Raw genomic sequence first — 22,608 nt, 5'->3', positions numbered from 1 at the left:
CGCTCTGGCACGGACAGCAAGGAGAGAGCAGTGAACGAACAGGCAATGGACCCGCGGACATGGATCGGACGCAGGGAGCAGCATGAAGATACGATTACCGCGGTTCCTGTGACTGCTCTGCGGGCTACGCTGGACTATCCGGCTGCACCACAGCCGACTGGTACGCCATTGCCCCCCCTGTGGCATTGGCTTTACTTTCTTCCCATGCACCGACAGAGCGAGATCGGTGCGGATGGTCATGCCAAGCGTGGTGGCTTCCTGCCTCCCGTGCCTTTGCCACGTCGCATGTGGGCTGGTGGCCAGTTTGAATTTCGTACTCCGCTTCGGGTGGGTGACCGCGTTGTGCGCACCTCGACCATCGATGACGTCTCGACCAAGGAGGGCAGGACCGGCAAGTTGGTCTTCGTCAAGGTCCGTCATGAGGTGTGCGTCGAAGGGCTCCTTGAGCCCTCGCTCGTCGAGTTCCATGACATCGTCTATCGCGAGGCACAGCAATCGGGTGATGTTGCCGCCACACCCCAAGTGGCGCCTTCTGAAGCGGCCTGGCGACGCCAAATCGTGCCGGACGATGTACTGCTGTTCCGCTATTCGGCGCTGACATTCAATGGCCACCGGATTCACTATGACCGCCGCTATGTGACGGAAGTAGAAGGCTACCCAGGCCTCATCGTACACGGACCGCTTATCGCCACGCTGCTGCTGGACCTGCTTCGGCGCGAGCTCCCGCAAGCTGACGTGGCGAGCTTCCGCTTTCGCGCAGTGCGTCCGACATTCGACCTGCACCCTTTCCACGTCAATGGGCAGCCTCAGGCTGATGGCAAGACCATTCGTCTTTGGGCGTCGGACCATGAAGGATGGCTGACCATGGACGCCACTGCCGTCTTGCGCTGATTTGCTTCCCGGACTCTCACAATGCAACCACTTAAAGACATCACCGTCGTTACGTTCGAGCATGCTATCGCGGCGCCGTTTGCGACCCGTCAGCTAGCCGATCTGGGCGCCCGTGTCATCAAGATCGAAAGGCCGGGCGTGGGCGACTTCGCTCGCGGATACGACGAACGGGTGCGCGGCCTGGCGTCGCATTTCGTATGGACCAATCGTTCGAAGGAGAGCTTGACGCTGGACGTCAAGCATCCGGCGGCTGCTGACGTGCTCGAGCGTCTCATCCTGAACAAGGCGGACGTCGTGGTGCAGAATCTCGCGCCCGGGGCGGCCGCCCGCCTGGGACTGGGCTATGAGAGGCTGTCCGCGGTCAAGCCGGAACTGATTGTTTGCGATATTTCCGGCTACGGCGATGACCCGGTCAATCCAGGGCCCTATCGGGACAAGAAGGCCTATGATCTCCTGATTCAAAGCGAAGCCGGCTTCGTCTCGGTGACAGGGACCCCCGAGGAACCCTGCAAGGCTGGACCGTCCATCGCCGATATTGCCGCAGGCATGTATGCCTACTCCAATATCCTGGCCGCGCTGCTCCAGCGCGGTCAGACCGGACGCGGTCAGCGTATCGATATCTCGATGCTTGAATCGCTGGCGGAGTGGACAAGCTATCCGCTTTACTACGCGTTCGACGGCGCGGAGCCGCCGCCGCGCACTGGCGCGAGTCACGCCACGATCTATCCGTATGGTCCTTTCCCTGCAGGCGACGGCGTCACTGTGATGCTGGGTCTGCAGAACGAACGGGAGTGGGCGAGCTTCTGCCTGAAAGTGCTGCAGCAGCCCGAACTTGTCGAGGATCCGCGCTTTACCTCCAACTCGAAGCGGGTGGCCGCGCGCACAGCCTTGCGGCAGATTATCGTCGACGCCTTCGCTTCGCTGACCGGCGCGCAGGTGGCGGAGCGGCTGGAAATCGCGCAGATCGCCAATGCCCGTGTCAACGATATGAACGGGGTCTGGGAACATCCGCAACTCAAAGCGCGGTGTCGCTGGACTGAGGTTGGGTCGCCGCAGGGCACGCTGCCTGCCTTGTTGCCGCCTGGCACCTGGAACGAAGGGCCGCGTATGGACCCGATCCCTGCCCTTGGCCAACACACCGACTCCATTCTTGCGGAGCTCGGATACGCCTCCCACGAGATTACGGCACTGCGTTCGGACAATGCGGTGTGAATCCGATTCCATCCGTCGACTCGTTCGACAAGATCAAGCAGAGGTAGAACATTATGGCTTCCACAATTATTGACTCGCGCATCTTTGGCGACATGTTCAGTGATGCGCGCATGCGCGAGGTGTGGTCGGACGAGAACCGGACCGCCAAGTACCTTGACATCGAACGCGCCCTGGCAAAGGTGCAGGGCGAACTCGGTATCATCCCGAAAGAGGCCGCCGACGAAATCGTGCGCAACTGCGAACTCTCGCAGATCGACTGGGTTAAGCTCAAAGCCAAAACCGAGCAAATCGGCTATCCAATCATCGCCGTGGTCAACCAGATCAACCAGAACTGCCGGGACGGCCTCGGCGAGTTCTGTCACTGGGGAGCCACGACCCAGGACATCACCGACACTGCGGCAGTGCTGCAAATGCGTGAGGGTCTCGCACTGATCGAGGCGGATCTGGACGACATTGCGGGGGCGCTCGCCAAGCTGGCGAAGACCTATCGGGACACGCCAGTCATCGGCCGTTCTAACTTGCAGCAAGCCACGCCGATTACGTTCGGCTACAAGATGGCCAGCATCCTGGCTGGCATTGACCGTCACCGCGAGCGGTTGCAGCAGCTTAAGCCGCGTGTACTGATGGGAGAATTCGGCGGCGCCTCCGGTACGCTTTCTTCCCTGCAGACGGGCGCTATGGAGACGCAAGCCGCGCTGATGAAAGAGCTGGGTTTGGCGCAGCCGCTCATCTCCTGGCACACGGTACGCGACACCGTAGCCGAGGTTGGCGCCTTCCTGGGTCTCGTCGGTGGATCGCTTGGCAAGATTGCCATGGATGTGAAGCTGATGATGCAGACGGAGGTGGCGGAGGTGTTCGAGCCATTCGCGCCCGGGCGCGGCTCGTCGTCTACCATGCCGCAGAAGCGCAACCCGATTTCGTGCCTATACATCCACGCGAACATTTCAGTGGTGCGGCAACACGCAGCGGCCCTGATGGATGCGATGGTCGCCGACCATGAGCGCTCCACCGGGCCGTGGGAGATTGAATGGGTGTCGTTGCCCGAGATCTTCTGCCTGATCTCCGGCGCGTTGAAGCAGGCCAAATTTGTCCTGCAAGGGCTGGAAGTAGACGCCGACCGCATGCGCGCCAACATCGATATGACCAACGGGCTTGTGATGTCCGAAGCGGTGATGATGGGGTTGGGCCCGTACATCGGCCGGGAATATGCGCATGACCTGGTCTATGACCTGTGCCGCAAGGCCATCGACGAAAACCGGCCATTGATCGACATACTCGCGGCTCACCCGGAAATCAGCGGACATGTCACACGAGCACAACTCGAGGCGATGTGCGACCCCGCCAATAACCTGGGGCAGGCTGGCGTGATGGTCGACCGCGTGCTTGCAAGCCGGCGTTGAAAGATCGACACGCTTGGCGAAAATCCGGCAATTCACATGCCGGTCGCAATAATATAAGGAGACACCGTTATGAAACTACGGAGCCCATTCAAGCACTTATACGTCCAGGTGCTCATAGGACTGATGCTCGGCATCACTGTCGGGCACTACTGGCCAGATATCGGTGCATCGCTCAAGCCGCTCGGCGACGGGTTCGTCAAGCTGGTCAAGATGATGATCGCGCCGGTCGTGTTCTGTACGATAGTGACCGGCATTACGTCGCTTAGCGATACCAAGGAGATTGGAAAGACTCTGCTGAAGTCGATGGGGTTGTTTTATGTGCTGACCATCATTGCCTTGCTAACCGGCCTCGTCACGGTATTTCTGATGCAGCCCGGCGCAGGTATGCACATCGACCCGAAGCAGCTCGATGCAAGTGTTGCGGCGCGCTTTGCCAACGACGTCCATATCCACGGCTTTGCCGACTTTGCATTGCACATCATTCCTAATGCGTTCGTCGGGGCGTTCGCGCAAGGTGAGGTCCTTCCGGTCCTGTTGCTCGCGGTGTTGTGCGGTTTCGGCCTCTCGCGCATTGGGTCCGCGGCTCGTCCCGTACTGGACACCATCGATGGCTTCTCCCACATGCTTTTCGCCGTCTTTGGCGTCATCATGCGGGTGGCACCCATCGGGGCTTTCGGGGCGATGGCTTTCACGGTCGGACGCTATGGAATCAAGTCGATTGGCTCTTTGGGACTCCTCATCGGGACTTTCTATGTAGCCTGTTCCTTCTTCGTCGTAGTGGTACTCGGTCTCCTGTGTCGCCTGCATGGTTTCCGACTTTGGCAGTTGCTGCGTTATATCAAGGAAGAACTACTTGTCGTCCTGGGTACGTCGTCAAGCGAGCCGGTGCTGCCTCGGTTGTTGTTGAAACTCGAGCGCCTGGGCTGCAAGAAGGGCGTCGTCGGGTTGGTACTTCCGACAGGGTACTCCTTCAACCTGGATGGCACCGCGATCTATCTGACCCTTGCGTCGATGTTTATTGCCCAGGCGTGCGACATCCACCTGACCTGGCATCAGATTGCTGCCATGCTCGGCATCATGTTGTTGACCTCAAAGGGCGCAGCGGGGGTAACCGGGAGCGGATTCGTGGCACTGGTAGCTACGCTGACCGTCATGCCGGACCTTCCCGTTGCAGGCGTCGCGCTTATCGTCGGTGTTGACCGCTTCATGTCCGAGGCTCGGGCCCTGACGAGTACGATCAGTAACGTCGTTGCCTGTATCGTGGTTTCGATGTGGGAGAACGCTTGCGATCGTGAAGTACTGAAGCGCGAGTTGACATCGAACTACACATTCACGGAGGCAAAGCTCGAGGCGGGCGATGTGCCGTCGGTGGTCATGGCCGGTCCGTCGCCGCGCTGAATGCGTGTGGCTGTTCGTAACTATGCGCGGCGACTGCCGCGCTTGCCCCGCGTTGACTTCATTTCGCTGAGGAAATCATAGAGCTGTTGCGCCGCGGGCGGCAACGAACGCCCCTTGCGGCGAATGAGTCCGATATTGCGCGTGATGACGGGATCGGTCAGCGGAACACTTACGAGTAGCGGATGGTCCGGACCGGGCATGGCAATCGAAGGCACAGCCGCAACGCCGAGCCCGGCTTCGACCAGTCCCAGCGTTGTTGTGACGTGCTGAGTCTCATAGATGCTGTAGGGGAGGCCGGATACGTTGGATAGCGCCTGGTCTAACAGCAGTCGGTTGCCGGAGGCCTTGCTCACGGAAATATAGTCATACTCGGCCAAGTCTGCCCACTTGACACGCCGATGCTTCGCGAGTGGATGGTCGCGCCGGCATGCCGCCACGAATCTCTCTTCAAGCAGGGGCCGAAACTCGATTTCCGGCTCCTGGTTACCCACGAAATTGAGTCCGAAGTCCGCTTCACCGCCCGATACCGCGGACAAGACCTCGTTTGCGCTGGCGTCAAGGAGCTTGACGCGAATCTTCGGATAGCGCTCGTGATAGCGCGAGATGACCTGCGACAAAAAATAATAGACCGTTGAAGGTACGCAGGCGATGGTCACTTCCCCCATGCGTGTGGTCGTTACCCCTCGTATGCCAAGCAGCGTCTGGTCCAGGTCATCCAGAATCTGTTGGAGCTTGCGGTCGAACTCCCGCCCCACCGATGTCAGGCTAACGCGTCGCGTGGTGCGATCCAGCAAGCGGACACCCAGTGCTTCTTCCAGCTTTTCGATTCGGCGACTGAAGGCCGGCTGCGAAATATGCAGTGCGTCGGCCGCCTTCCGGAAGTTGTTCAACTCGGCAACGGCACGGAATGCCTGCAAGTCGTTGAGGTTGAAATTGATGGTCATTGGTGTGCCTTGCTTCGCCCTCACTGATCCATAGTGTGCATCAACCGTTCGTAATTATGCAATTCCATAGGTATCAGAAAAGTACGACGATACGTTCGCGGGCCGCAGAGGCCTCGATCGAACGATAACTAATCGGAGCAGGCAGATGCGGTTGACCCAACGACTCATCCTCGGCAGTCTCGCCATCGCGGCCGCCATGGCCAGCCCGGGTGCCTGGAGCGCCTTCCCGGACAAGCGCATCACCCTGGTCGTGCCCACTGCGGCCGGAGGCGCCAACGACGCGATCGCGCGCGTGGTTGCGCAAGCCATTTCGTCAATTCTCAAGCAGACCGTTGTGGTGGACAACAAGGCCGGCGCCAACGGCGCAATTGCCAGCGAATTCGTGATGCGAGCCCCGCCCGATGGTTACACGCTCTTGCTTGGATACGTCGCCACCCATGCGATGAATCCGGCACTGCAGCGTCTGCGCTACGACCCGGTCAAGGACTTCGTGCCGGTCGGCATGGTCGGGTCGTCGGCGACGGTGATGGTCCTCAATCCCGGGGTGAAGGCGAACGATGCGAAAGCTGTCGTGGCGCTGCTGAAAGCGACGCCGGGCAAGGTCAGCTACGCATCCGCCGGCAATGGGACCGCCCCACACTTTGCCGCCGAGATGTTCAAGCTCTCCACGGGCACCGACATGCTGCACGTGCCGTATAAGGGGTCTGCACCCGCGATCAACGACACCATGGCAGGCCAGACACAAGTGATGTTCCCAAGTCTTTTTACGGCCATTCCCTATATAAAGGGTGGCAAGCTCAAGGTGGTCGGCGTCGCGGGCAGCAAGCGTTCTGCATTGATGCCGAACGTCCCCACACTAAAAGAGCAGGGCATCAATGATGTCGACGTTTCGCAGTGGTATGGAATCTTCGCGCCTGCCAATACCCCAATGCCCGTCGTAGAAGCGTTAAACAAGGCTCTCAACCAAGCACTGGCGGAGAAAAGCGTTGTTCAACGTCTGGAAGGCCAGGGCGCGGAGGTCGCGACGATGACGCCAGGTCAAATGCAAGTATTTATGCAACAGGAGCAAGTGAAATGGAAGGCGGTTGTGCAGGCGGCGAAGTTGAAGGCGGACTGAGATGAGTAAAACTATTCCCTGTGTCCTGATGCGCGCCGGCACCTCTCGCGGACCGTTCTTCCTGCGCGAATGGCTACCGGAAAACGATGAGGAGCGCGACCAGGCGCTGATTGGCGCTATCGGAGCATCGGATCCCCTGCAACTTGACGGCGTTGGAGGCGGCAGCACGCTTAACAGCAAGGTAGCCATTGTGTCACGGTCCGCGCAGCCCGATTGTGACCTGGACTATCTGTTTGTACAGGTGGGGGTGGGGAACTGCTCGGTGGATACGCGCCCCAACTGCGGCAACATGCTGTCAGGCGTCGCGCCTTTTGCCATCGAACAGGGTCTCGTCAAGGTCGAGCGCGACACGACTCGCGTACGCGTGCATAACGTCAATACTGGCGCTCGAATTGACGTGACCGTACGTACGCCGGATGGCCGGATCACCTATGACGGTGACACCCGCATCGACGGCGTCGCTGGAACCGGCGCTCCGATCCTGCTTGATTTTCTGGATGCCTGGGGTGCCGTGACAGGTCAAGTATTCCCAACGGGAAACCGCATCGATGTGATCGACGGCGTCGAGGTGACTTGCATCGACGCGGCCATGCCGCTGATGATTGTCCGGGCTTGCGACCTGGGCGTCAGCGGCCGTGAAGCACCGGCCACGCTTGACAGTGATGCAGCATTGCTGGCGCGACTGGAGACGCTGCGATTGCAAGCCGGCCTGCTGATGGGGCTCGGCGATGTGTCCGACAGCGTCATTCCGAAGCCAGTGTTGGTTAGCGGGGGCGACTCGCGGGACAGCATCACATCGCGCTACTTCACTCCGCGCAAGTGCCATGCCTCTCATGCCGTTACGGGAGCTATCGGCGTGGCCAGCGCCTTCGCATTGTCGGGTACCGTCGCGAGCCAAAACGAGAGGCACTCTGGCCGACATGCCCTCGTGGTGCTTCATCCTGCCGGGCGGATCGAAGTCGAAGTAGAACTGGAAGGCGAGGGTGATGCCACAAATGTCACTCGTGCAGCGCTTGTTCGAACGGCCCGAAAAATCATGGCTGGTGAACTCCATCTGCCCGACTACGTTTTCTCCCGGCCCGCGCCAATGGCAAAGCCTTCGGTGGGATCGCGAGCGAAGCCTTTGCAAATCATCCTTCCTACACGCGCAGGCGGTGGCAATGACGCTGTGGCTCACCTCATCGGTCCCCGCATCGGGCGGCTGCTGGGACAAGAGGTGGTCATCGATAACCGGGCTGGTGCGAACGGAGGGATAGCCTGCGAGTATGTTGCGCGGGCGGTCCCCGATGGACATACGTTGCTCCTTGGCTACGTGGGAACACATGCAATGAATCCCGCACTTCAGAAGGTTGGGTACGATCCCCTCAGCAGCTTCGCGCCGATAGGTCTCATTGGGTCATCCCCGATATTGTTGGTGGCAAATCCGTCGAACGTGCCGGCTGACGTGGACGCTTTGATCGCCCGCTTGAAACAAGAGCCACATGGTCTGCGCTACGCGTCCGCAGGCGACGGCACACCGCCTCATTTCGGTGCGGAACTCTTCCAGCTTGCCACCGGCACATCGATGCGCTCTCTCACCTTTGACGGCGCCGCGCCGGCAATCGCGTCCACCATCGAAGGGCGCACACAGGTGATGTTTTCAAGCCTGCTCACTGCGTATCGGCCGCTACGGGCCGGGCGCCTTCATGCGCTTTCGGTTGCGGGTCCGCAACGCCTCTCTTGTTTGCCGGAAGTTCCTACCCTGGCTGAAGCGGGGATTTCTGGCGTGCAATTGACACAGTGGTACGCGCTGTTCGCGCCCGCTGGCACTCCCTCCGCTAAGGTGGATGAGCTGAATCAAGTACTGAACGAGGTTTTGCGAGACCCAGACGTCATTGCGGGTTTTGAAAGTTATGGTGCGACGGCGGAGCCAAGCAGTCCGGAGGCGCTGACGGCAAAAGTAGAGTCCGAGCTGACCCGATGGCGGCGCGTCGTTACGGAGTCAAGTCTGGCGCCGGCACTTCCCGCTCCATATCCTCAATTAGCCGACTCGTGTTAACTGCACTGTGATGAGCAGGCCAAGGGACTGCCTACAGTCTTGCAACTGCATATCAGCCGGGTTCCGTGTCGGCTTGAAGGAAGTTGGCAATGATTTCGGCAGACTTGGTCGGCGGAAAAGTGAAAACCGCTTTAAACCCTCTACGGATTCAGCAATAGCAGCAATAGGAGAAGTCATGACCATAGTCGAAGCTCACTTGGGCAGCGAAACGAGGCCGGAGCTGGTATCCCGGCCTTGCTACGCTGTCACGCCGGTTGCGGTTAAGGACCCCGATCCAATCGCCATTTCTTGGAGACGGACACCGACCGAGGTGCTGATGGCGAATTTGAATGACCGGCAAGACGTGACCGATATCGCATTCTTGGGATACAACTAGCCGTTCTCGACGATGGCGAGCTTCGAACGGTACGCCGCGACTTCCGTAGCGAGCCATAGTCTTCATTTTCTTGCATCTGGTCGACCGCCGTCGCAGTTGGCCGTACTGAGCGGCTGATCAACTGCGCCGCGTCGCACGTGATTGAGCAGCACGACGTGCACGAGGACTCCGTGTTCCACCTTGCCGCCCACTGAAAGGCACCGCCATGAACATCGCCACCACCTATCTCTTCGTGCCGGGCAATCGGCACGAGCGCTTCGACAAGGCCGTTGCCGCCGGCGCAGACGTGACAATCTTCGATTTGGAGGATGCAGTCCACCCAAACGGCAAGGACGCCGCCCGAGTGGCAATCGCCTCGTGGCTCGCGGCAAGGCGGCTTTCAGCGCAGGCGGCGAATGTCCTTGTCCGGATCAATGACGCCGCCTCGCCTTATTGCAGTGCCGACCTTGAGTGGCTCGCCAGCCTGCCCGCTGGCACGCCGCTGGCCGGGCTAATGGTTCCCAAGGCCGAACAACCTGCGGCGTTGGGCGGCGTCGCCGAGGCGCTGCGCAGGGTCAATCCACACGGGGTACTGGTGGCGCTCATCGAAAGCGCCATTGGGTTGCACCAGGCCGACGCCATCGCCACCGCGCCCGGCGTGGCGCGGCTTGCGTTCGGCTCCATCGACTATGCCGTCGACCTCGGCTGCGAGCACACCCGTGACGCACTGGCCTACGCACGCAGCCGCCTCGTGCTGGCCTCGCGCGTTGCCCGTCTGCCGCCGCCCGTCGACGGCGTGACCACTGCGCTGAAGGATGAGAGCGTTCTGGCCGAGGACGTTGCCTACGCCCGGGAACTCGGCTTCGCGGGTAAGCTGTGTATCCACCCGTCACAGGTGGCCGGCGTGAGGGCGGGCTTTCGGCCGTCCGCGCAGCAGATCGAGTGGGCCCGCCGCGTGATCGAAGCCACCTCGTCCGGCAGCCATGCCGTGCAGGTCGATGGCAAAATGGTCGACCGGCCCGTCATCGAGCAGGCGAAGCGCATCCTCGCGCTGTGCCTGCCACGGGTCGGAAACGTTTCCATGGACACAGTGATCCTCGACGTGACCGATGTTCCGGCCCATGAGCTCGCAGGGGAACGCTCATCACACTAGCCGACGATGCTCTGCATGCGGACAGCCTCGCGCGCCGGAACTATCGGCTACGAGGTCCTGACCCGCCGGGGAATCGCTATTTACGCTCGTACATTAATGATTGAGCGCTGGCCGCGGCATGCCCCTTCAGGCCTCGACCATCCCCAGAAACTGCTGAAGTTCAGGCGTCTGCGGTCGGCCGAACACGTCGTTGGGGGCGCCGGTTTCGTGGACCTTGCCCTGATGCATGAAGACAACACGGTCGCACACCTCCCGCGCGAAGCGCATTTCGTGCGTCACCATCAGCAGCGTCATGCCGTCTGCGGCCAGGCCGCGCACCACCTGCAGCACCTCGTTGACGAGCTCCGGGTCCAAGGCCGAGGTAATCTCATCGCACAGCAGCGCGGTCGGCTGCATGGCGAGCGCGCGCGCAATGGCAACGCGTTGCTGCTGACCGCCAGAGAGCTGGTCGGGGTATGCATCGAACTTGGCGGAAAGCCCCACCCGCGCCAGGTTGAGTTCAGCCAGTTCACGGGCCTTGGCCTCTGGCACCCCCTTTACGGTCATTGGCGACAGCATCACGTTGCGCCCGGCGCTCAGGTGCGGGAAGAGATTGAACTGCTGGAATATCATGCCTACCTTCAGCCGCAGCGCGCGCAGTTGCAGCTCGCTGTCGGCCAGATGAGCACCTGCCACGGTAATGGCGCCCGAATCGATTCGCTCCAGCCCGTTGATGCAACGTAGCAGCGTGCTCTTGCCCGAGCCACTCTTGCCGATGATGGCGATGACTTCGCCAGACTCAACCGAGAGCGACACACCCTTCAGGACCTCGTTGCTGCCAAACGACTTGCGAACCTGATCAATGGCGATGAGCGGCATGGAATCTCCTCTCCAGCATTTTGCTGTATTGCGAAAGCGGCCAGCACAGCGCGAAGTACATCAGCGCGACGGCGGCATACACGGTAAATGGTTGGAACGTGGCGTTCACGATCATGGTGCCCGCCTTCGATAGCTCGGTGAAGCCGATGATCGAGGCCAGCGCCGTGCCCTTGACGACCTGGACGCCAAAGCCAACGGTCGGTGCCACGGCAATCCGCAGGGCCTGTGGCAGGATCACGTAGCGCATCTGCTGCACGTAGTTCATCGCCAGGCTGCCCGATGCCTCCCACTGGCCGCGCGGGATGGCTTCCACGCAGCCGCGCCAGATTTCAGCCAGGAAGGCCGATGTCCACAGCGTTAACGCCAGCCCCGCGGCCAGCCACGCGGGCACCTCGATGCCGAACAGCGCAAGACCAAAGAACGCGAGGAACAGCTGCATCAGCAGCGGCGTGCCCTGGAACAGCTCGATATAGCCCCGCGTCAGCCGCCTTGCCCATGGACGCTTGCCGGTACGCAGCAACAGCACGAGCAGGCCAACGACGCCACCGCCTACGAACGCGACCAACGACAGCAACACAGTCCAGCGCGCCGCCAGCAGCAGGTTGCGGACGATATCCCACAACGAAAACTCGATCATCCCGCCCTCCGGGCAAATAACTGCCGGCCAATGCCGCGCAGCAACTGCCGCAGGGCAATCGCCAGCAGCAGATAGATCCCGGTGCTGACCAGATACACCTCGAACGCGCGGAAGTTGCGTCCCTGGATGAAATTGGCCGCGTATGTCAGGTCTTGCGCCGCAATCTGCGAGCAGACCGCGGATCCCAGCATCACAATCACCACCTGGCTCGACAGCGCGGGCCAGATCTTCTGCAATGCCGGGCGCAGCACCACGTGCCGGAACACCTGGAACGGTGACATCGCGAGGCTTGCGCCCGCCTCGAACTGTCCACGCGGTGTGGCAGCCAGACCGGCGCGCACGATCTCGGTACCATAGGCGCCCAGGTTGATGACCATGGCCAGCGATGCCGCCACCATTTCGGGCAGATGCACGCCAAGGCTAGGCAGCCCAAAGAAGATAAAGAACAACTGGATCAGGAACGGTGTGTTCCGGATCAGCTCCACATAGGTGCCGACCACGGCGCGCAGCCAGGCAGGGCCCTGGGTTTTGGCCCAGGCGCCCGCCACGGCGACTGCCACGCCGAGCACACCGCCCGTCAGCGTCAGCTGCGCCGTGACGGCAATGCCTTTTAGCAGCACGTCGGTGTAATCCAGCACCGATACGAAATCGAACGCGTATGCCATGCTTTTTCCTGGGCGGCGCGTGTCAGAGCTGGGCCGGCAGCGGACGCAGCAGCCACTTGATCGACAGCGTATTCAGCGAGCCGTCCTTCTTGGCTTCGGCCAGAATGGCATTGACCTTGTCCTGCAGCGGTTTTTCGCCCTTGTTCAGGCCGATGAAGCACGGCGAATTCTTGATCAGGAACTTGGTCTCCGGCGCCTTGGGCGGGTGCTTGGCAATCAGCGTGGAGGCCACCACGTTGCCGGTGGCAATCAACTGCACCTGTCCCGAAAGGAAGGCCGAGATCGTGGCGTTGTTGTCTTCGTAGCGCTTGATGTTCGCGCTGGCCGGGGCAATCTTGCTCAACTCCAGGTCTTCGACTGCGCCACGCGTGACACCTACGGTCTTGCCCGCCAGATCGACCGCGCTTTTCACGGCAATGTCCGCCGGCCCGAACACACCATTGAAGAAGGGCGCGTAGGCGTCCGAGAAATCAAGCACCTTCTCGCGCTCGGGGTTCTTGCCCATGCTCGAGATCACCAGATCCACCTTGCGCGTCTGCAGATACGGCACGCGGTTGGTACTGGTCACCGGCACCAGTTGCAGCTTTACGCCCATCTTCTTGGCCATCAGCGCGGCCACATCGATATCGAGACCCTGAGGCGTCATGTCGGCCCCCACCGAGCCGAACGGCGGGAAATCCTGCGGCACGGCCACGCGCAGCACGCCGGCCTTGGTGATGTCGGCTAGCGTATCGGCCTGCGCTGGCAACGAGGCCGCGCAAAGACCGGCCAGCAATGCGCACATCAGGCCGCGACGGGAAAACTTCGATTGGGACAGGGCTTGGAACATCGCGTGTTTCCTCAGGTTCGGGATGGGGAAGGGGAGAGAATTTGCGGCGCCTCGGAAACTTCCGCGGCGGGCGTCGTGGCATGTGGCGTGCGAGCCGGATCAACCGGTGCCAGCGCGTGGCGCAGATGTGCGAGTGGATCGGCAGGGCCCACGGCATCGAGACTCGTATGCACTTCGCCCAGATGCTCGGTCATCAGCCGCGCGGCCAGCGCACCATTGCCGTCGGCCAACGCATTGACGATGTCTTCGTGCTGGCTGCATGAGCGGCCGGCATCGGCGGCGGATTGATTGCGGCTGGCTACCAGTGTCGTGCGCGCAGTCAGGTCGCGCAGCGTGTCGACGAGCAGGCCATACCCCAAAGAGGCGCACAGACAAACATGAAAATCGCCCAGCAGGAAGCTGCGCATGCTGGCGTCGTCGCCTAGGAGAGCAGCCTTCTCGCGTGCGATATGGACCTTGAGCGTGTGAATGGCCTGTGCACCGGGCGGACGCTCGGGGCCGATTTCGCGCAACAAGCCGGTTTCGATAATGCGCCGGGCATCAAACGCCGCGCGAATATCCTCGGCGCCCGGTTCCACCAGGAACCAGCCGCGCCGGGAGCTGACGGTCACCATGCCTCGCGCGGCCAGTCGCGACAGCGCCTCTCGCACCAGCGTGCGGCTTACGCCAAACAGCGTGGCGAGTTCCTGCTCGCCCAGGCGAGAGCCGGGCAGCAACTTCTGGCCAAGCATCGCCTCGGTGATGCGATTGGCAATTTCGGCGGGAGAGTTTTCAGTCGTTGCGTTCACGGCTACCAGTTGAGCAAGTGGTATGCCATGCTTGTATGCAAGATATGTCGCCAAAAAGAGGCGTGAATGTCAGTCGGAAGCTAGCATCAACGCCGCTCGACTCCCCAAGGCAGGGAATCGCGCGCCGCGATGGTGCGCGACGCTGGCTCTTTCCCTTTTCGACGACTGATGCCTCATTGGGCAGCGACGAGAGCTGGCTTTTCCAATTGCAAGGCGGGGGCCAGGTGCCAGTACTTGTGCCAAGAAGGCTTGCGACGCGGTTCGCCGTATCGTTCAGCGCTTTCTCAGCGCCGTGCGGTGGCCGCGAGCGCCACCAGCGAGACCAGCGCCAGCCCGCTGCCGGCAACCACGATGCCGGTCCAGCCGAACTGCGTGTAAAGCGTGCTGGCCAGTGCGGAGCCGACCGCGCCGCCGGCAAAGATGGCGGTCATGTACAGCGCATTCAGCCGCCCACGGCTGGCGGCGTCGAGCGCATAGATGGCACGCTGACCCAGCACCATGTTCATTTGCACGGCGAAGTCGAGCACGATGCCGGTCACTGCCAGCCCGTACACGCCGCCCGCGCCGCCGGCCATCCCTGGAATAAAGCCGAGCGCTGCCGCAATCATCGCCGCGTACGACGCAATGCGGGTGTGGCCTGCGTCGGCCAGACGCCCGGCCACCGGTGCTGCGATGGCACCCAGTGCGCCGACCAGGGCGAAGATGCCGATCTGTGATTGCGACAGCCCGTAGCGGCCCGCCAGCTCCAGCGGCGCGGCGGTCCAGAACAGGCTGAATGCCGCAAACAGCAGGCCCTGGTACAGCGAACGCTGGCGCAACACGGGGTAGCGCGCCAGCAGGTGCCACAGCGACGAGATCAGGCTTGCGTACGTGGCGCGATGCTGGGGCGTACGGCGCGGCAGTGTCGTGGCGATGATTGCGACCGTTGCCAGTGTCATCGCGGCAGCGACATAGAAGACGGCACGCCAGCCGAGGTACTGTGCCAGCAGGCTCGACAACGGACGCGACAGCAGGATGCCGGAAAGCAGACCGCCCATGATCGTGCCGACGGTGCGCCCGCGCAGCGCTTCGGGCGCCAGGTGCGCAGCCAGCGGAATCAGGATCTGCACGCTCACCGAACTCAGGCCCAGCAGCAGCGATACCAGCAGGAACACGCCCGGCTGCGAAGCCGTGGCAGCCCCCACCAGGCTCGCCGTCGCCGCCACGCCGCTGATGGTCAGCAGGCGCCGGTTTTCATGCAGGTCGGCCAGCGGTACCAGGAAGAACAGGCCGATGGCGTAGCCGATCTGGGTCAGCGACACGATCACGCTGGCGCCTTGGGCGGTCAGGCCCACCGTCGGGGCAATCATCTCGATGATGGGCTGGGCGTAATACAGGTTGGCGACCAGCACGCCGGCGCACAGCGAAAACAGCGCGACCAGCGCGCCGGACATCGGGGCGGCCGCATGGGGGAGGGCGTTCATGCCCGGGGAATTTGCGGAGTTCATGGCTTCGGGTATCGGTTCAGTTACGACGCTCGAAGCTTAGGGGGCTATGGGCGTGAGTTGAATCACATCGGGATGCAAGTCTGCGTTGCGCGGCGCGCAACGCCAGCCACGCAGGCATGGCGCCAAATGAGGTCCGATCGATGTAAGGCTCGCGGCATGGGGACCGCACGAGGGCATTCCCCCTATTAACGCAATTAACCGACAGAACAGGATGTCCAAAACGAAAACGCGCCGGATTCTCCGGCGCGCTATCTGCTGCCAGCCCTGAGGCGCTGGCAACCGCTACCACCCGGGGGCTGGTGCCCCCGGGTCTCAGTACTTCCACATGATCTGCTGCAGAACCTTGCTGTCGTTGGTCTTGGTCAGCGCCAGGGCGGTCAGGATGCGCGCCTTCTGCGGCAGCTGGTCATCCGTGACGACCCAGTCGTACTTGTCGTCCGGCTGCTCGGCATTGCGGACCACGACGCCGCTACCGGTGCGCGACGCGCGCACGATCTGCACGCCCTTGGCGCGCGCGGCCTTAAGCGGCTCGACCATGTAGTCGCCGACGCTGCCGTTGCCGGTGGCGGCATAGACGATGGCTTTGGCGCCATTCTTCACCGCGGCATCGATGCTGGCCGGGTTCACGTTGCCATAGGCATAGACCACGGCCACTTCAGGCAGCTTGTCGATCTTGTCGATGTCGAACTCGGTCTGCGTGGTGTGCGGACGGGCAGGCAGGCGGTAGAACAGCGTGCGGCCTTCCACCACATAGCCGAGCGGACCAAACGGCGAGCGGAAGGTCTCGGCCTTGAAGGTGTTGGACTTGGTCACATCGCGGCCGGTGTGGATCTCGTCGTTCAGGACCGCCAGCGTGCCTTTGCCCCGGGATGCCGGGTTGGAAGCCACCACCACGGCGTCGTACAGGTTCAGCGCGCCGTCGGCGCCCAGCGCCGTACCGGGGCGCATCGAGCCGACCACCACCACGGGCTTGTCGCTCTTGAGCGTCAGGTTCAGGAAGTAGGCCGTTTCCTCGATGGTGTCGGTGCCGTGGGTGATGACGATGCCGTCCACGTCAGGCTGCTTGAGCAGTTCCGAAACACGCTTGCCGAGCTTCAGCAGGCGCTCGTTGTTGAAGCTCTCCGAACCGATCTGGAAAATCTGCTCGCCCTTGACGTTGGCGACCTTCGAGATCTCCGGCACCGAGGCGATGATCTTGTCGACCGGCACCACCGCGGATTGATAGGCCGCCGTGTTGGTAGCCGATGCACCGGCGCCAGCGATGGTGCCCCCCGTGCCGATGATGACGATATTGGCCTTGCGGGCCTCTGCCTGGGTCCCGGGCGTGGCCGATGGCTGTGCGGCCGGAGCAAGCTGGGCATGGGCGGTACCGGTGATCAGGCTGGCGGCAAGCAGGGCGGCGGCAAGCGTCGTAGTGCGGGCAAAGCGTTTCATGATTCTCCTCGTGTCGGAGCGGCATGGCGTGCCTTTTGGGCAGGACGCCGCCGTCCATATCTGGTCAGTGACTGCCGGGCAGGGCCTGGGTTTCAGGACCACTGTCGACAGCGGCTGCCACTATAAGGGAGGAGAAATTCTGGCGGGAAGGGGCGATACCCGGGTTATGCCGATTCGGCATGAACCCGGTATCTTGATAACTCAACTCACATAAAAGGCGAGCGGGTCATGCGGCACCGTCCAGGGTGGACGTGCCTGGTATCAGGCACCGCGTGGCGGCCCGCGCCGGAAACGGGTCCCGGCGCACGTCAGAACGCGTCGCCCGGTACGCGTACCCAGCCTTCCATCAGTACACGGGCGCTGCGGCTCATGATGGCCTTGGTGACGGTCCAGTCGCCGTTGGACTGGCTGGCTTCGGCGCCCACGCGCAGCGTGCCCGACGGATGGCCGAAGCGGACCGCATTGCGTTCGCCACCGCCAGCGGCAAGGTTCACCAGTGTGCCCGGAATCGCCGCCGCGGTACCGATGGCCACGGCTGCCGTGCCCATCATGGCATGGTGCAGCTTGCCCATCGACAGCGCCCGCACCAGCAGGTCCACGTCGCCGGCGCCGACCGGCTTGCCGCTGGACGCAACATAGTCCTTCGGCTTGGCGACGAAGGCGACCTTGGGCGTGTGCTGGCGCTTGGCCGCTTCGTCGACGTTCTTGATCAGGCCCATGCGCACGGCGCCGTAGGCGCGGATGGTCTCGAACATCGCCAGCGCCTTCGGGTCGCCGTTGATGGCGTCCTGCAGTTCGGTGCCGGTGTAGCCGATGGCTTCCGCATTGACGAAGATCGTCGGGATGCCGGCATTGATCATGGTCGCCTTGAACGTGCCGACGCCCGGCACTTCGAGGTCGTCCACCAGGTTGCCGGTCGGGAACATTGCGCCGCCGCCATCGCCGTCCTCGTCGGCGGCCGGGTCCATGAATTCGAGCTGGACTTCGGCGGCAGGGAAGGTCACACCATCCAGTTCGAAGTCGCCGGTTTCCTGTACTTCACCGTTGGTGATGGGCACGTGGGCGATGATGGTCTTGCCGATGTTCGCCTGCCAGATGCGTACGACAGCCGTGCCGTTCTGCGGCACGCGCGATGCATCGACAAGGCCGCCGCTGATCGCGAACGGGCCGACGGCGGCCGACAGGTTGCCGCAGTTGCCGCTCCAGTCGACAAAGGGCTGGTCGATCGAGACCTGGCCGAACAGGTAGTCGACGTCGTGGTCCGGGCGGCTGCTCTTCGACACGATCACGGTCTTGCTGGTGCTCGACGTGGCGGCACCCATGCCGTCGATCTGCTTGCCGTACGGATCCGGGCTGCCGATCACGCGCATCAGCAGCGCATCGCGCGCCTTGCCGGGGACCTGGGCGGTCGCGGGCAGGTCTTGCAGGCGGAAGAACACGCCCTTGCTGGTGCCACCGCGAATGTAGGTGGCGGGAATCTTGATCTGGGGTACGTGGGCCATGGAAGTCTTTGTCCTGGTCAAAACTGCAGCGGGCGGTACGTTGCCGCACCGCCCGCTCATCTCGCTACCTTAAGCAGCCGCTTTCGCGGATTCAAGGAAGTCCTGCGCGAAGCGCTGCAGCACGCCGCCGGCTTCGTAGATCGACACTTCCTCGTCGCTGTCCAGGCGGCACGTCACCGGCACTTCGACGCGTTCGCCGTTGCGGCGGTGGATCACCAGCGTCAGGTCGGCGCGCGGCTGGCGCTCGCCGGTCACGTCGTAGGTCTCGGTGCCGTCCAGGCCCAGCGTCAGGCGGTTCACGCCCGGCTTGAACTCCAGCGGCAGCACGCCCATGCCGATCAGGTTGGTGCGGTGGATGCGCTCGAAGCCTTCGGCGACGATGACTTCCACGCCTGCCAGGCGCACGCCCTTGGCTGCCCAGTCGCGCGACGAGCCCTGGCCGTAGTCCGCACCCGCGACGATGATCAGCGGCTGCTTGCGGTCCATGTAGGTCTCGATGGCTTCCCACATGCGCACGACCTTGCCTTCCGGCTCGACGCGTGCCAGCGATCCCTTCTTGACCTGGCCGTCGACCACAGCCATTTCGTTGATCAGCGTCGGGTTGGCAAACGTTGCGCGCTGCGCCGTCAGGTGGTCGCCGCGGTGGGTCGCGTAGGAGTTGAAGTCTTCCTCCGGCAGGCCCATCTTGGCGAGGTATTCACCCGCTGCGCTGTTGGCCAGGATCGCGTTCGACGGCGACAGGTGGTCGGTGGTGATGTTATCGCCGAGCACCGCCAGCGGACGCAGGCCCTTGAGCGTGCGTTCGCCGGCCAGCGCGCCTTCCCAGTACGGCGGACGGCGGATGTACGTGCTCTGTGCGCGCCAGTCGTACAGCGGGCTGATTTGCTCGCCGCTTTGCGCGGTGATCGCGAACATCGGCTCGTAGACCTTGCGGAACTGCTCGGGCTTCACGCTTTGCGCGACGATGGCGTCGATCTCTTCGTCGCTCGGCCAGATGTCCTTCAGGTACACCGGCTTGCCTTCCTTGTCGGTGCCCAGCACATCGCGTTCGATGTCGAAGCGCATGGTGCCTGCGATGGCGTAGGCCACCACCAGCGGCGGCGAAGCCAGGAAGGCTTGCTTGGCGTACGGGTGAATGCGGCCGTCGAAGTTGCGGTTGCCGGACAGCACGGCCGTGGCGTACAGGTCGCGGTCGATGATTTCCTGCTGGATCTTCGGATCGAGCGCGCCCGACATGCCGTTGCAGGTCGTGCAGGCGAAGGCGACGATGCCGAAGCCGAGCGCTTCCAGGTCCGGCAGCAGCTTCGATTCTTCCAGGTACAGCTCGACCGCCTTCGATCCCGGCGCCAGCGACGACTTCACCCACGGCTTGCGGGTCAGGCCGCGCGCGTTGGCGTTGCGCGCCAGCAGCGCGGCGGCAATCACGTTGCGCGGGTTGCTGGTGTTGGTGCAGCTGGTGATGGCTGCGATGATCACGGCGCCATCAGGCATCAGGCCTTCAGCTTCCTGCGCCTGGGCCTTGTCCAGGTCGACAGCGATGCCGCGCTCGGCCAGTGCGGAAGTCGGCAGGCGCTTGTGCGGGTTCGACGGGCCGGCCATGTTGCGCACGACGCTCGACAGGTCGAACTTCAGCACGCGCTCGTACTCGGCGTGCTTCAGCGAGTCGGCCCACAGGCCGGCGGTCTTCGCATAAGTCTCGACCAGCTTGACTTGCTCGTCTTCGCGGCCGGTCAGGCGCAGGTAGTCCAGCGTCTGGTTGTCGATGAAGAACATCGCGGCCGTGGCGCCGTATTCCGGGGCCATGTTGGAGATCGTGGCACGGTCGCCCAGCGTCAGGCTGGAGGCACCTTCGCCACGGAATTCCAGGTAGGCGCCGACGACCTTTTCCTTGCGCAGGAATTCCGTCAGGGCCAGCACGATGTCAGTGGCGGTGATGCCAGGCTGGCGCTTGCCGGTCAGCTCCACGCCGACGATGTCGGGCAGGCGCATCCACGAAGCGCGGCCCAGCATGACGTTCTCGGCTTCCAGGCCGCCCACGCCGATGGCGATCACGCCCAGCGCGTCCACGTGCGGCGTGTGGCTGTCGGTGCCGACGCAGGTATCGGGGTACGCCACGCCCTTGTCAGCGTGGATCACCGGCGACATCTTCTCCAGGTTGATCTGGTGCATGATGCCGTTGCCCGGCGGGATCACGTCGACGTTCTCGAAGGCCTTCTTGGTCCAGTTGATGAAGTCGAAGCGGTCTTCGTTGCGGCGATCCTCGATGGCGCGGTTCTTGGCGAACGCGTCCGGGTCGAAGCCGCCACACTCCACGGCCAGCGAGTGGTCGACGATCAGTTGCACCGGCACCACCGGGTTGACCTTGGCGGGGTCGCCGCCCTGGTCCGCAATGGCGTCGCGCAGGCCGGCCAGGTCCACCAGCGCGGTCTGGCCAAGGATGTCATGGCAGACCACGCGCGCGGGGAACCACGGGAAATCCAGCTCGCGCTTGCGCTCGATGAGCTGTTTCAGCGAATCGGTCAGCGTGGCCGGGTCGCAGCGGCGCACAAGGTTCTCGGCCAGCACGCGCGACGTGTAGGGCAGCTTGTCATAGGCACCCGGCTGGATTGCCTCGACGGCTTCGCGCGCGTCAAAGAAATCCAGCTTGGTGCCCGGCAGTGGTTTGCGGTGTGCAGTGTTCATGGCGTGGGGAGGAATACGGGGTAATGCACAAGGACGCGTGGAGCAGGGCGCAAGCGCCCCGATCCACGTTCCCCAGTCAGCGCGATGTGATCAGCGCTTCTCGATCGGCACGAACTCCAGGTTCTCAGGACCAGTGTAGTTGGCGCTCGGGCGGATGATCTTGTTGTCGATGCGCTGCTCGATGATGTGCGCAGCCCAGCCCGACGTACGCGCGATCACGAACAGCGGCGTGAACATCGCGGTCGGCACGCCCATCATGTGATAGCTCACGGCGCTGAACCAGTCCAGGTTCGGGAACATCTTCTTGATATCCCACATCACCGTTTCCAGGCGCTCGGCGATGTCGAACATCTTCATCGAGCCGGCTTCCTTCGACAGTTCGCGCGCGGTGGCCTTGATGACCTGGTTGCGCGGGTCGGCAATGGTGTACACCGGATGGCCGAAGCCGATCACGACTTCCTTGTTCTCCACGCGGCGGCGGATATCCGCCTCGGCTTCGTCGGCGTTGTCGTAGCGTTTCTGGATCTCGAAGGCCACTTCATTGGCGCCGCCGTGCTTGGGGCCGCGCAGCGCGCCGATCGCGCCGCAGATGGCCGAGTGCATGTCCGAGCCCGTGCCGGCGATGACGCGGCCGGTGAAGGTCGATGCGTTGAACTCGTGCTCCGCGTACAGGATCATCGAGGTGTGCATCGCGCGTTCCCACTGGGCCGACGGCTTCTTGCCGTGCAGCAGGTGCAGGAAGTGGGCGCCGATGGAGTCATCGTCGGTTTCGACTTCGATGCGGCGGCCGTTGTGGCTGAAGTGGTACCAGTACAGCAGCATCGAGCCCAGGCTGGCCATCAGCTGGTCGGCGATGTCGCGCGCGCCCGGGGTGTTGTGGTCGTCCTTCTCCGGCAGCACGGTGCCCAGCACCGACACGCCGGTGCGCATCACGTCCATCGGGTGGGCCGAGGCCGGCACGCATTCCAGCGCGGCCTTGACGTTGGCGGGCAGGCCGCGCAGCGACTTCAGCTTGGTCTTGTACGCGGCCAGTTCGGCCTTGTTCGGCAGCTTGCCGTGGACCAGCAGGTGGGCGATTTCCTCGAACTCGCAGGCATCGGCCACGTCCAGGATGTCATAGCCGCGGTAGTGCAGGTCGTTGCCGGTACGGCCAACGGTGCACAGGGCGGTGTTACCGGCGGTCACGCCCGACAGGGCAACGGACTTCTTGGGCTTCGG

Annotated in this window: 19 protein-coding genes; 8 read left to right on the top strand and 11 right to left on the bottom strand. The window is 62.8% G+C overall.

Annotated features, from left to right (window positions below):
• Positions 1 to 45 precede the first annotated feature (45 nt).
• The 4 genes from AC3FKG_RS14980 (at position 46) to dctA (ending at position 4,901) form a co-directional block, all read left to right on the top strand.
• Positions 46 to 891 carry an HTD2 family dehydratase gene (locus tag AC3FKG_RS14980; protein WP_483711492.1) on the top strand — a complete coding sequence of 282 codons (846 nt, stop codon included), beginning with the start codon at positions 46 to 48 and terminating at the stop codon, positions 889 to 891.
• Between the two features lie 21 nt (positions 892 to 912).
• A complete protein-coding gene (locus tag AC3FKG_RS14975) occupies positions 913 to 2,103 on the top strand; it encodes a CaiB/BaiF CoA transferase family protein (protein WP_488743428.1) in 1,191 nt (396 codons plus the stop codon).
• Positions 2,104 to 2,156: 53 nt separating this feature from the next.
• The gene (locus tag AC3FKG_RS14970; RefSeq protein WP_483711436.1) at positions 2,157 to 3,503 is read left to right on the top strand and encodes a class-II fumarase/aspartase family protein; all 1,347 of its coding nucleotides are present in this window, start codon (positions 2,157 to 2,159) and stop codon (positions 3,501 to 3,503) included.
• Between the two features lie 69 nt (positions 3,504 to 3,572).
• Positions 3,573 to 4,901 (top strand): C4-dicarboxylate transporter DctA, encoded by a 1,329-nt coding sequence (gene dctA, locus AC3FKG_RS14965; RefSeq protein WP_483711435.1) that lies wholly within the window; start codon positions 3,573 to 3,575, stop codon positions 4,899 to 4,901.
• 20 nt (positions 4,902 to 4,921) lie between these two features.
• Here dctA and AC3FKG_RS14960 read toward each other — a convergent pair whose 3' ends face one another.
• Positions 4,922 to 5,845, bottom strand: coding sequence for a LysR family transcriptional regulator (locus tag AC3FKG_RS14960; protein WP_209761285.1), 924 nt, complete (start codon positions 5,843 to 5,845; stop codon positions 4,922 to 4,924).
• A 145-nt stretch (positions 5,846 to 5,990) separates the two neighbouring features.
• Here AC3FKG_RS14960 and AC3FKG_RS14955 point away from each other — a divergent pair, with 145 nt between their 5' ends.
• The 4 genes from AC3FKG_RS14955 (at position 5,991) to AC3FKG_RS14940 (ending at position 10,508) form a co-directional block, all read left to right on the top strand.
• The gene (locus tag AC3FKG_RS14955) at positions 5,991 to 6,962 is read left to right on the top strand and encodes a Bug family tripartite tricarboxylate transporter substrate binding protein (RefSeq protein WP_488743427.1); all 972 of its coding nucleotides are present in this window, start codon (positions 5,991 to 5,993) and stop codon (positions 6,960 to 6,962) included.
• A gap of 1 nt (position 6,963) precedes the next feature.
• A complete protein-coding gene (locus AC3FKG_RS14950) occupies positions 6,964 to 9,000 on the top strand; it encodes a 4-oxalomesaconate tautomerase (protein WP_488743426.1) in 2,037 nt (678 codons plus the stop codon).
• Between the two features lie 175 nt (positions 9,001 to 9,175).
• Positions 9,176 to 9,376, top strand: coding sequence for a hypothetical protein (locus AC3FKG_RS14945; protein WP_488743425.1), 201 nt, complete (start codon positions 9,176 to 9,178; stop codon positions 9,374 to 9,376).
• Between the two features lie 205 nt (positions 9,377 to 9,581).
• Positions 9,582 to 10,508 (top strand): HpcH/HpaI aldolase/citrate lyase family protein, encoded by a 927-nt coding sequence (locus tag AC3FKG_RS14940; protein ID WP_488743424.1) that lies wholly within the window; start codon positions 9,582 to 9,584, stop codon positions 10,506 to 10,508.
• A 126-nt stretch (positions 10,509 to 10,634) separates the two neighbouring features.
• Here the strand turns inward: AC3FKG_RS14940 and AC3FKG_RS14935 are convergent, their stop codons facing one another.
• The 10 genes from AC3FKG_RS14935 to prpC all read right to left on the bottom strand — a co-directional run.
• Positions 10,635 to 11,366 carry an amino acid ABC transporter ATP-binding protein gene (locus tag AC3FKG_RS14935; protein WP_483711430.1) on the bottom strand — a complete coding sequence of 244 codons (732 nt, stop codon included), beginning with the start codon at positions 11,364 to 11,366 and terminating at the stop codon, positions 10,635 to 10,637.
• On the bottom strand, positions 11,347 to 12,003 hold the full coding sequence (locus AC3FKG_RS14930; protein WP_483711429.1) for an amino acid ABC transporter permease: 657 nt from the start codon (positions 12,001 to 12,003) through the stop codon (positions 11,347 to 11,349). The genes AC3FKG_RS14935 and AC3FKG_RS14930 overlap by 20 nt, the downstream gene beginning before the upstream one ends.
• The gene (locus AC3FKG_RS14925; protein WP_483711428.1) at positions 12,000 to 12,668 is read right to left on the bottom strand and encodes an amino acid ABC transporter permease; all 669 of its coding nucleotides are present in this window, start codon (positions 12,666 to 12,668) and stop codon (positions 12,000 to 12,002) included. The genes AC3FKG_RS14930 and AC3FKG_RS14925 overlap by 4 nt, the downstream gene beginning before the upstream one ends.
• 22 nt (positions 12,669 to 12,690) lie before the next feature.
• On the bottom strand, positions 12,691 to 13,497 hold the full coding sequence (locus AC3FKG_RS14920; protein ID WP_483711427.1) for a transporter substrate-binding domain-containing protein: 807 nt from the start codon (positions 13,495 to 13,497) through the stop codon (positions 12,691 to 12,693).
• 11 nt (positions 13,498 to 13,508) lie between these two features.
• The gene (locus AC3FKG_RS14915) at positions 13,509 to 14,285 is read right to left on the bottom strand and encodes a GntR family transcriptional regulator (protein ID WP_483711426.1); all 777 of its coding nucleotides are present in this window, start codon (positions 14,283 to 14,285) and stop codon (positions 13,509 to 13,511) included.
• A gap of 284 nt (positions 14,286 to 14,569) precedes the next feature.
• Entirely contained in the window at positions 14,570 to 15,748 is a 1,179-nt protein-coding gene (locus tag AC3FKG_RS14910; protein WP_488743423.1) for an MFS transporter, read from the bottom strand.
• 336 nt (positions 15,749 to 16,084) lie between these two features.
• A complete protein-coding gene (locus AC3FKG_RS14905; protein ID WP_483711424.1) occupies positions 16,085 to 17,206 on the bottom strand; it encodes an asparaginase in 1,122 nt (373 codons plus the stop codon).
• A gap of 308 nt (positions 17,207 to 17,514) precedes the next feature.
• Positions 17,515 to 18,708: a 2-methylaconitate cis-trans isomerase PrpF gene (gene prpF, locus AC3FKG_RS14900; protein WP_483711423.1), complete on the bottom strand. Its 1,194-nt coding sequence runs from the start codon at positions 18,706 to 18,708 to the stop codon at positions 17,515 to 17,517.
• A gap of 69 nt (positions 18,709 to 18,777) precedes the next feature.
• Complete coding sequence (gene acnD / locus AC3FKG_RS14895) at positions 18,778 to 21,390, bottom strand: Fe/S-dependent 2-methylisocitrate dehydratase AcnD (protein ID WP_483711422.1); 2,613 nt, start codon at positions 21,388 to 21,390, stop codon at positions 18,778 to 18,780.
• A 90-nt stretch (positions 21,391 to 21,480) separates the two neighbouring features.
• Positions 21,481 to 22,608: bifunctional 2-methylcitrate synthase/citrate synthase (prpC, locus tag AC3FKG_RS14890; protein WP_488743422.1), on the bottom strand; the 1,128-nt coding region annotated here is incomplete at its 5' end.

The sequence above is a fragment of the Cupriavidus sp. 22TCCZM04-2 genome, assembly GCF_057798895.1.
This window is presented reverse-complemented; position numbering and strand designations above follow the sequence as displayed.

Excerpts from the sequence above, each read along its gene's own strand:
- AC3FKG_RS14980 (WP_483711492.1), top strand. The coding sequence starts at position 46 with ATGGACCCGCGGACATGGATCGGACGCAGGGAGCAGCATGAAGATACG.
- AC3FKG_RS14975 (WP_488743428.1), top strand. The coding sequence starts at position 913 with ATGCAACCACTTAAAGACATCACCGTCGTTACGTTCGAGCATGCTATC.
- AC3FKG_RS14970 (WP_483711436.1), top strand. The coding sequence starts at position 2,157 with ATGGCTTCCACAATTATTGACTCGCGCATCTTTGGCGACATGTTCAGT.
- dctA (WP_483711435.1), top strand. The coding sequence starts at position 3,573 with ATGAAACTACGGAGCCCATTCAAGCACTTATACGTCCAGGTGCTCATA.
- AC3FKG_RS14960 (WP_209761285.1), bottom strand. The coding sequence starts at position 5,845 with ATGACCATCAATTTCAACCTCAACGACTTGCAGGCATTCCGTGCCGTT.
- AC3FKG_RS14955 (WP_488743427.1), top strand. The coding sequence starts at position 5,991 with ATGCGGTTGACCCAACGACTCATCCTCGGCAGTCTCGCCATCGCGGCC.
- AC3FKG_RS14950 (WP_488743426.1), top strand. The coding sequence starts at position 6,964 with ATGAGTAAAACTATTCCCTGTGTCCTGATGCGCGCCGGCACCTCTCGC.
- AC3FKG_RS14945 (WP_488743425.1), top strand. The coding sequence starts at position 9,176 with ATGACCATAGTCGAAGCTCACTTGGGCAGCGAAACGAGGCCGGAGCTG.
- AC3FKG_RS14940 (WP_488743424.1), top strand. The coding sequence starts at position 9,582 with ATGAACATCGCCACCACCTATCTCTTCGTGCCGGGCAATCGGCACGAG.
- AC3FKG_RS14935 (WP_483711430.1), bottom strand. The coding sequence starts at position 11,366 with ATGCCGCTCATCGCCATTGATCAGGTTCGCAAGTCGTTTGGCAGCAAC.
- AC3FKG_RS14930 (WP_483711429.1), bottom strand. The coding sequence starts at position 12,003 with ATGATCGAGTTTTCGTTGTGGGATATCGTCCGCAACCTGCTGCTGGCG.
- AC3FKG_RS14925 (WP_483711428.1), bottom strand. The coding sequence starts at position 12,668 with ATGGCATACGCGTTCGATTTCGTATCGGTGCTGGATTACACCGACGTG.
- AC3FKG_RS14920 (WP_483711427.1), bottom strand. The coding sequence starts at position 13,497 with ATGTTCCAAGCCCTGTCCCAATCGAAGTTTTCCCGTCGCGGCCTGATG.
- AC3FKG_RS14910 (WP_488743423.1), bottom strand. The coding sequence starts at position 15,748 with ATGAACGCCCTCCCCCATGCGGCCGCCCCGATGTCCGGCGCGCTGGTC.
- AC3FKG_RS14905 (WP_483711424.1), bottom strand. The coding sequence starts at position 17,206 with ATGAAACGCTTTGCCCGCACTACGACGCTTGCCGCCGCCCTGCTTGCC.
- prpF (WP_483711423.1), bottom strand. The coding sequence starts at position 18,708 with ATGGCCCACGTACCCCAGATCAAGATTCCCGCCACCTACATTCGCGGT.
- acnD (WP_483711422.1), bottom strand. The coding sequence starts at position 21,390 with ATGAACACTGCACACCGCAAACCACTGCCGGGCACCAAGCTGGATTTC.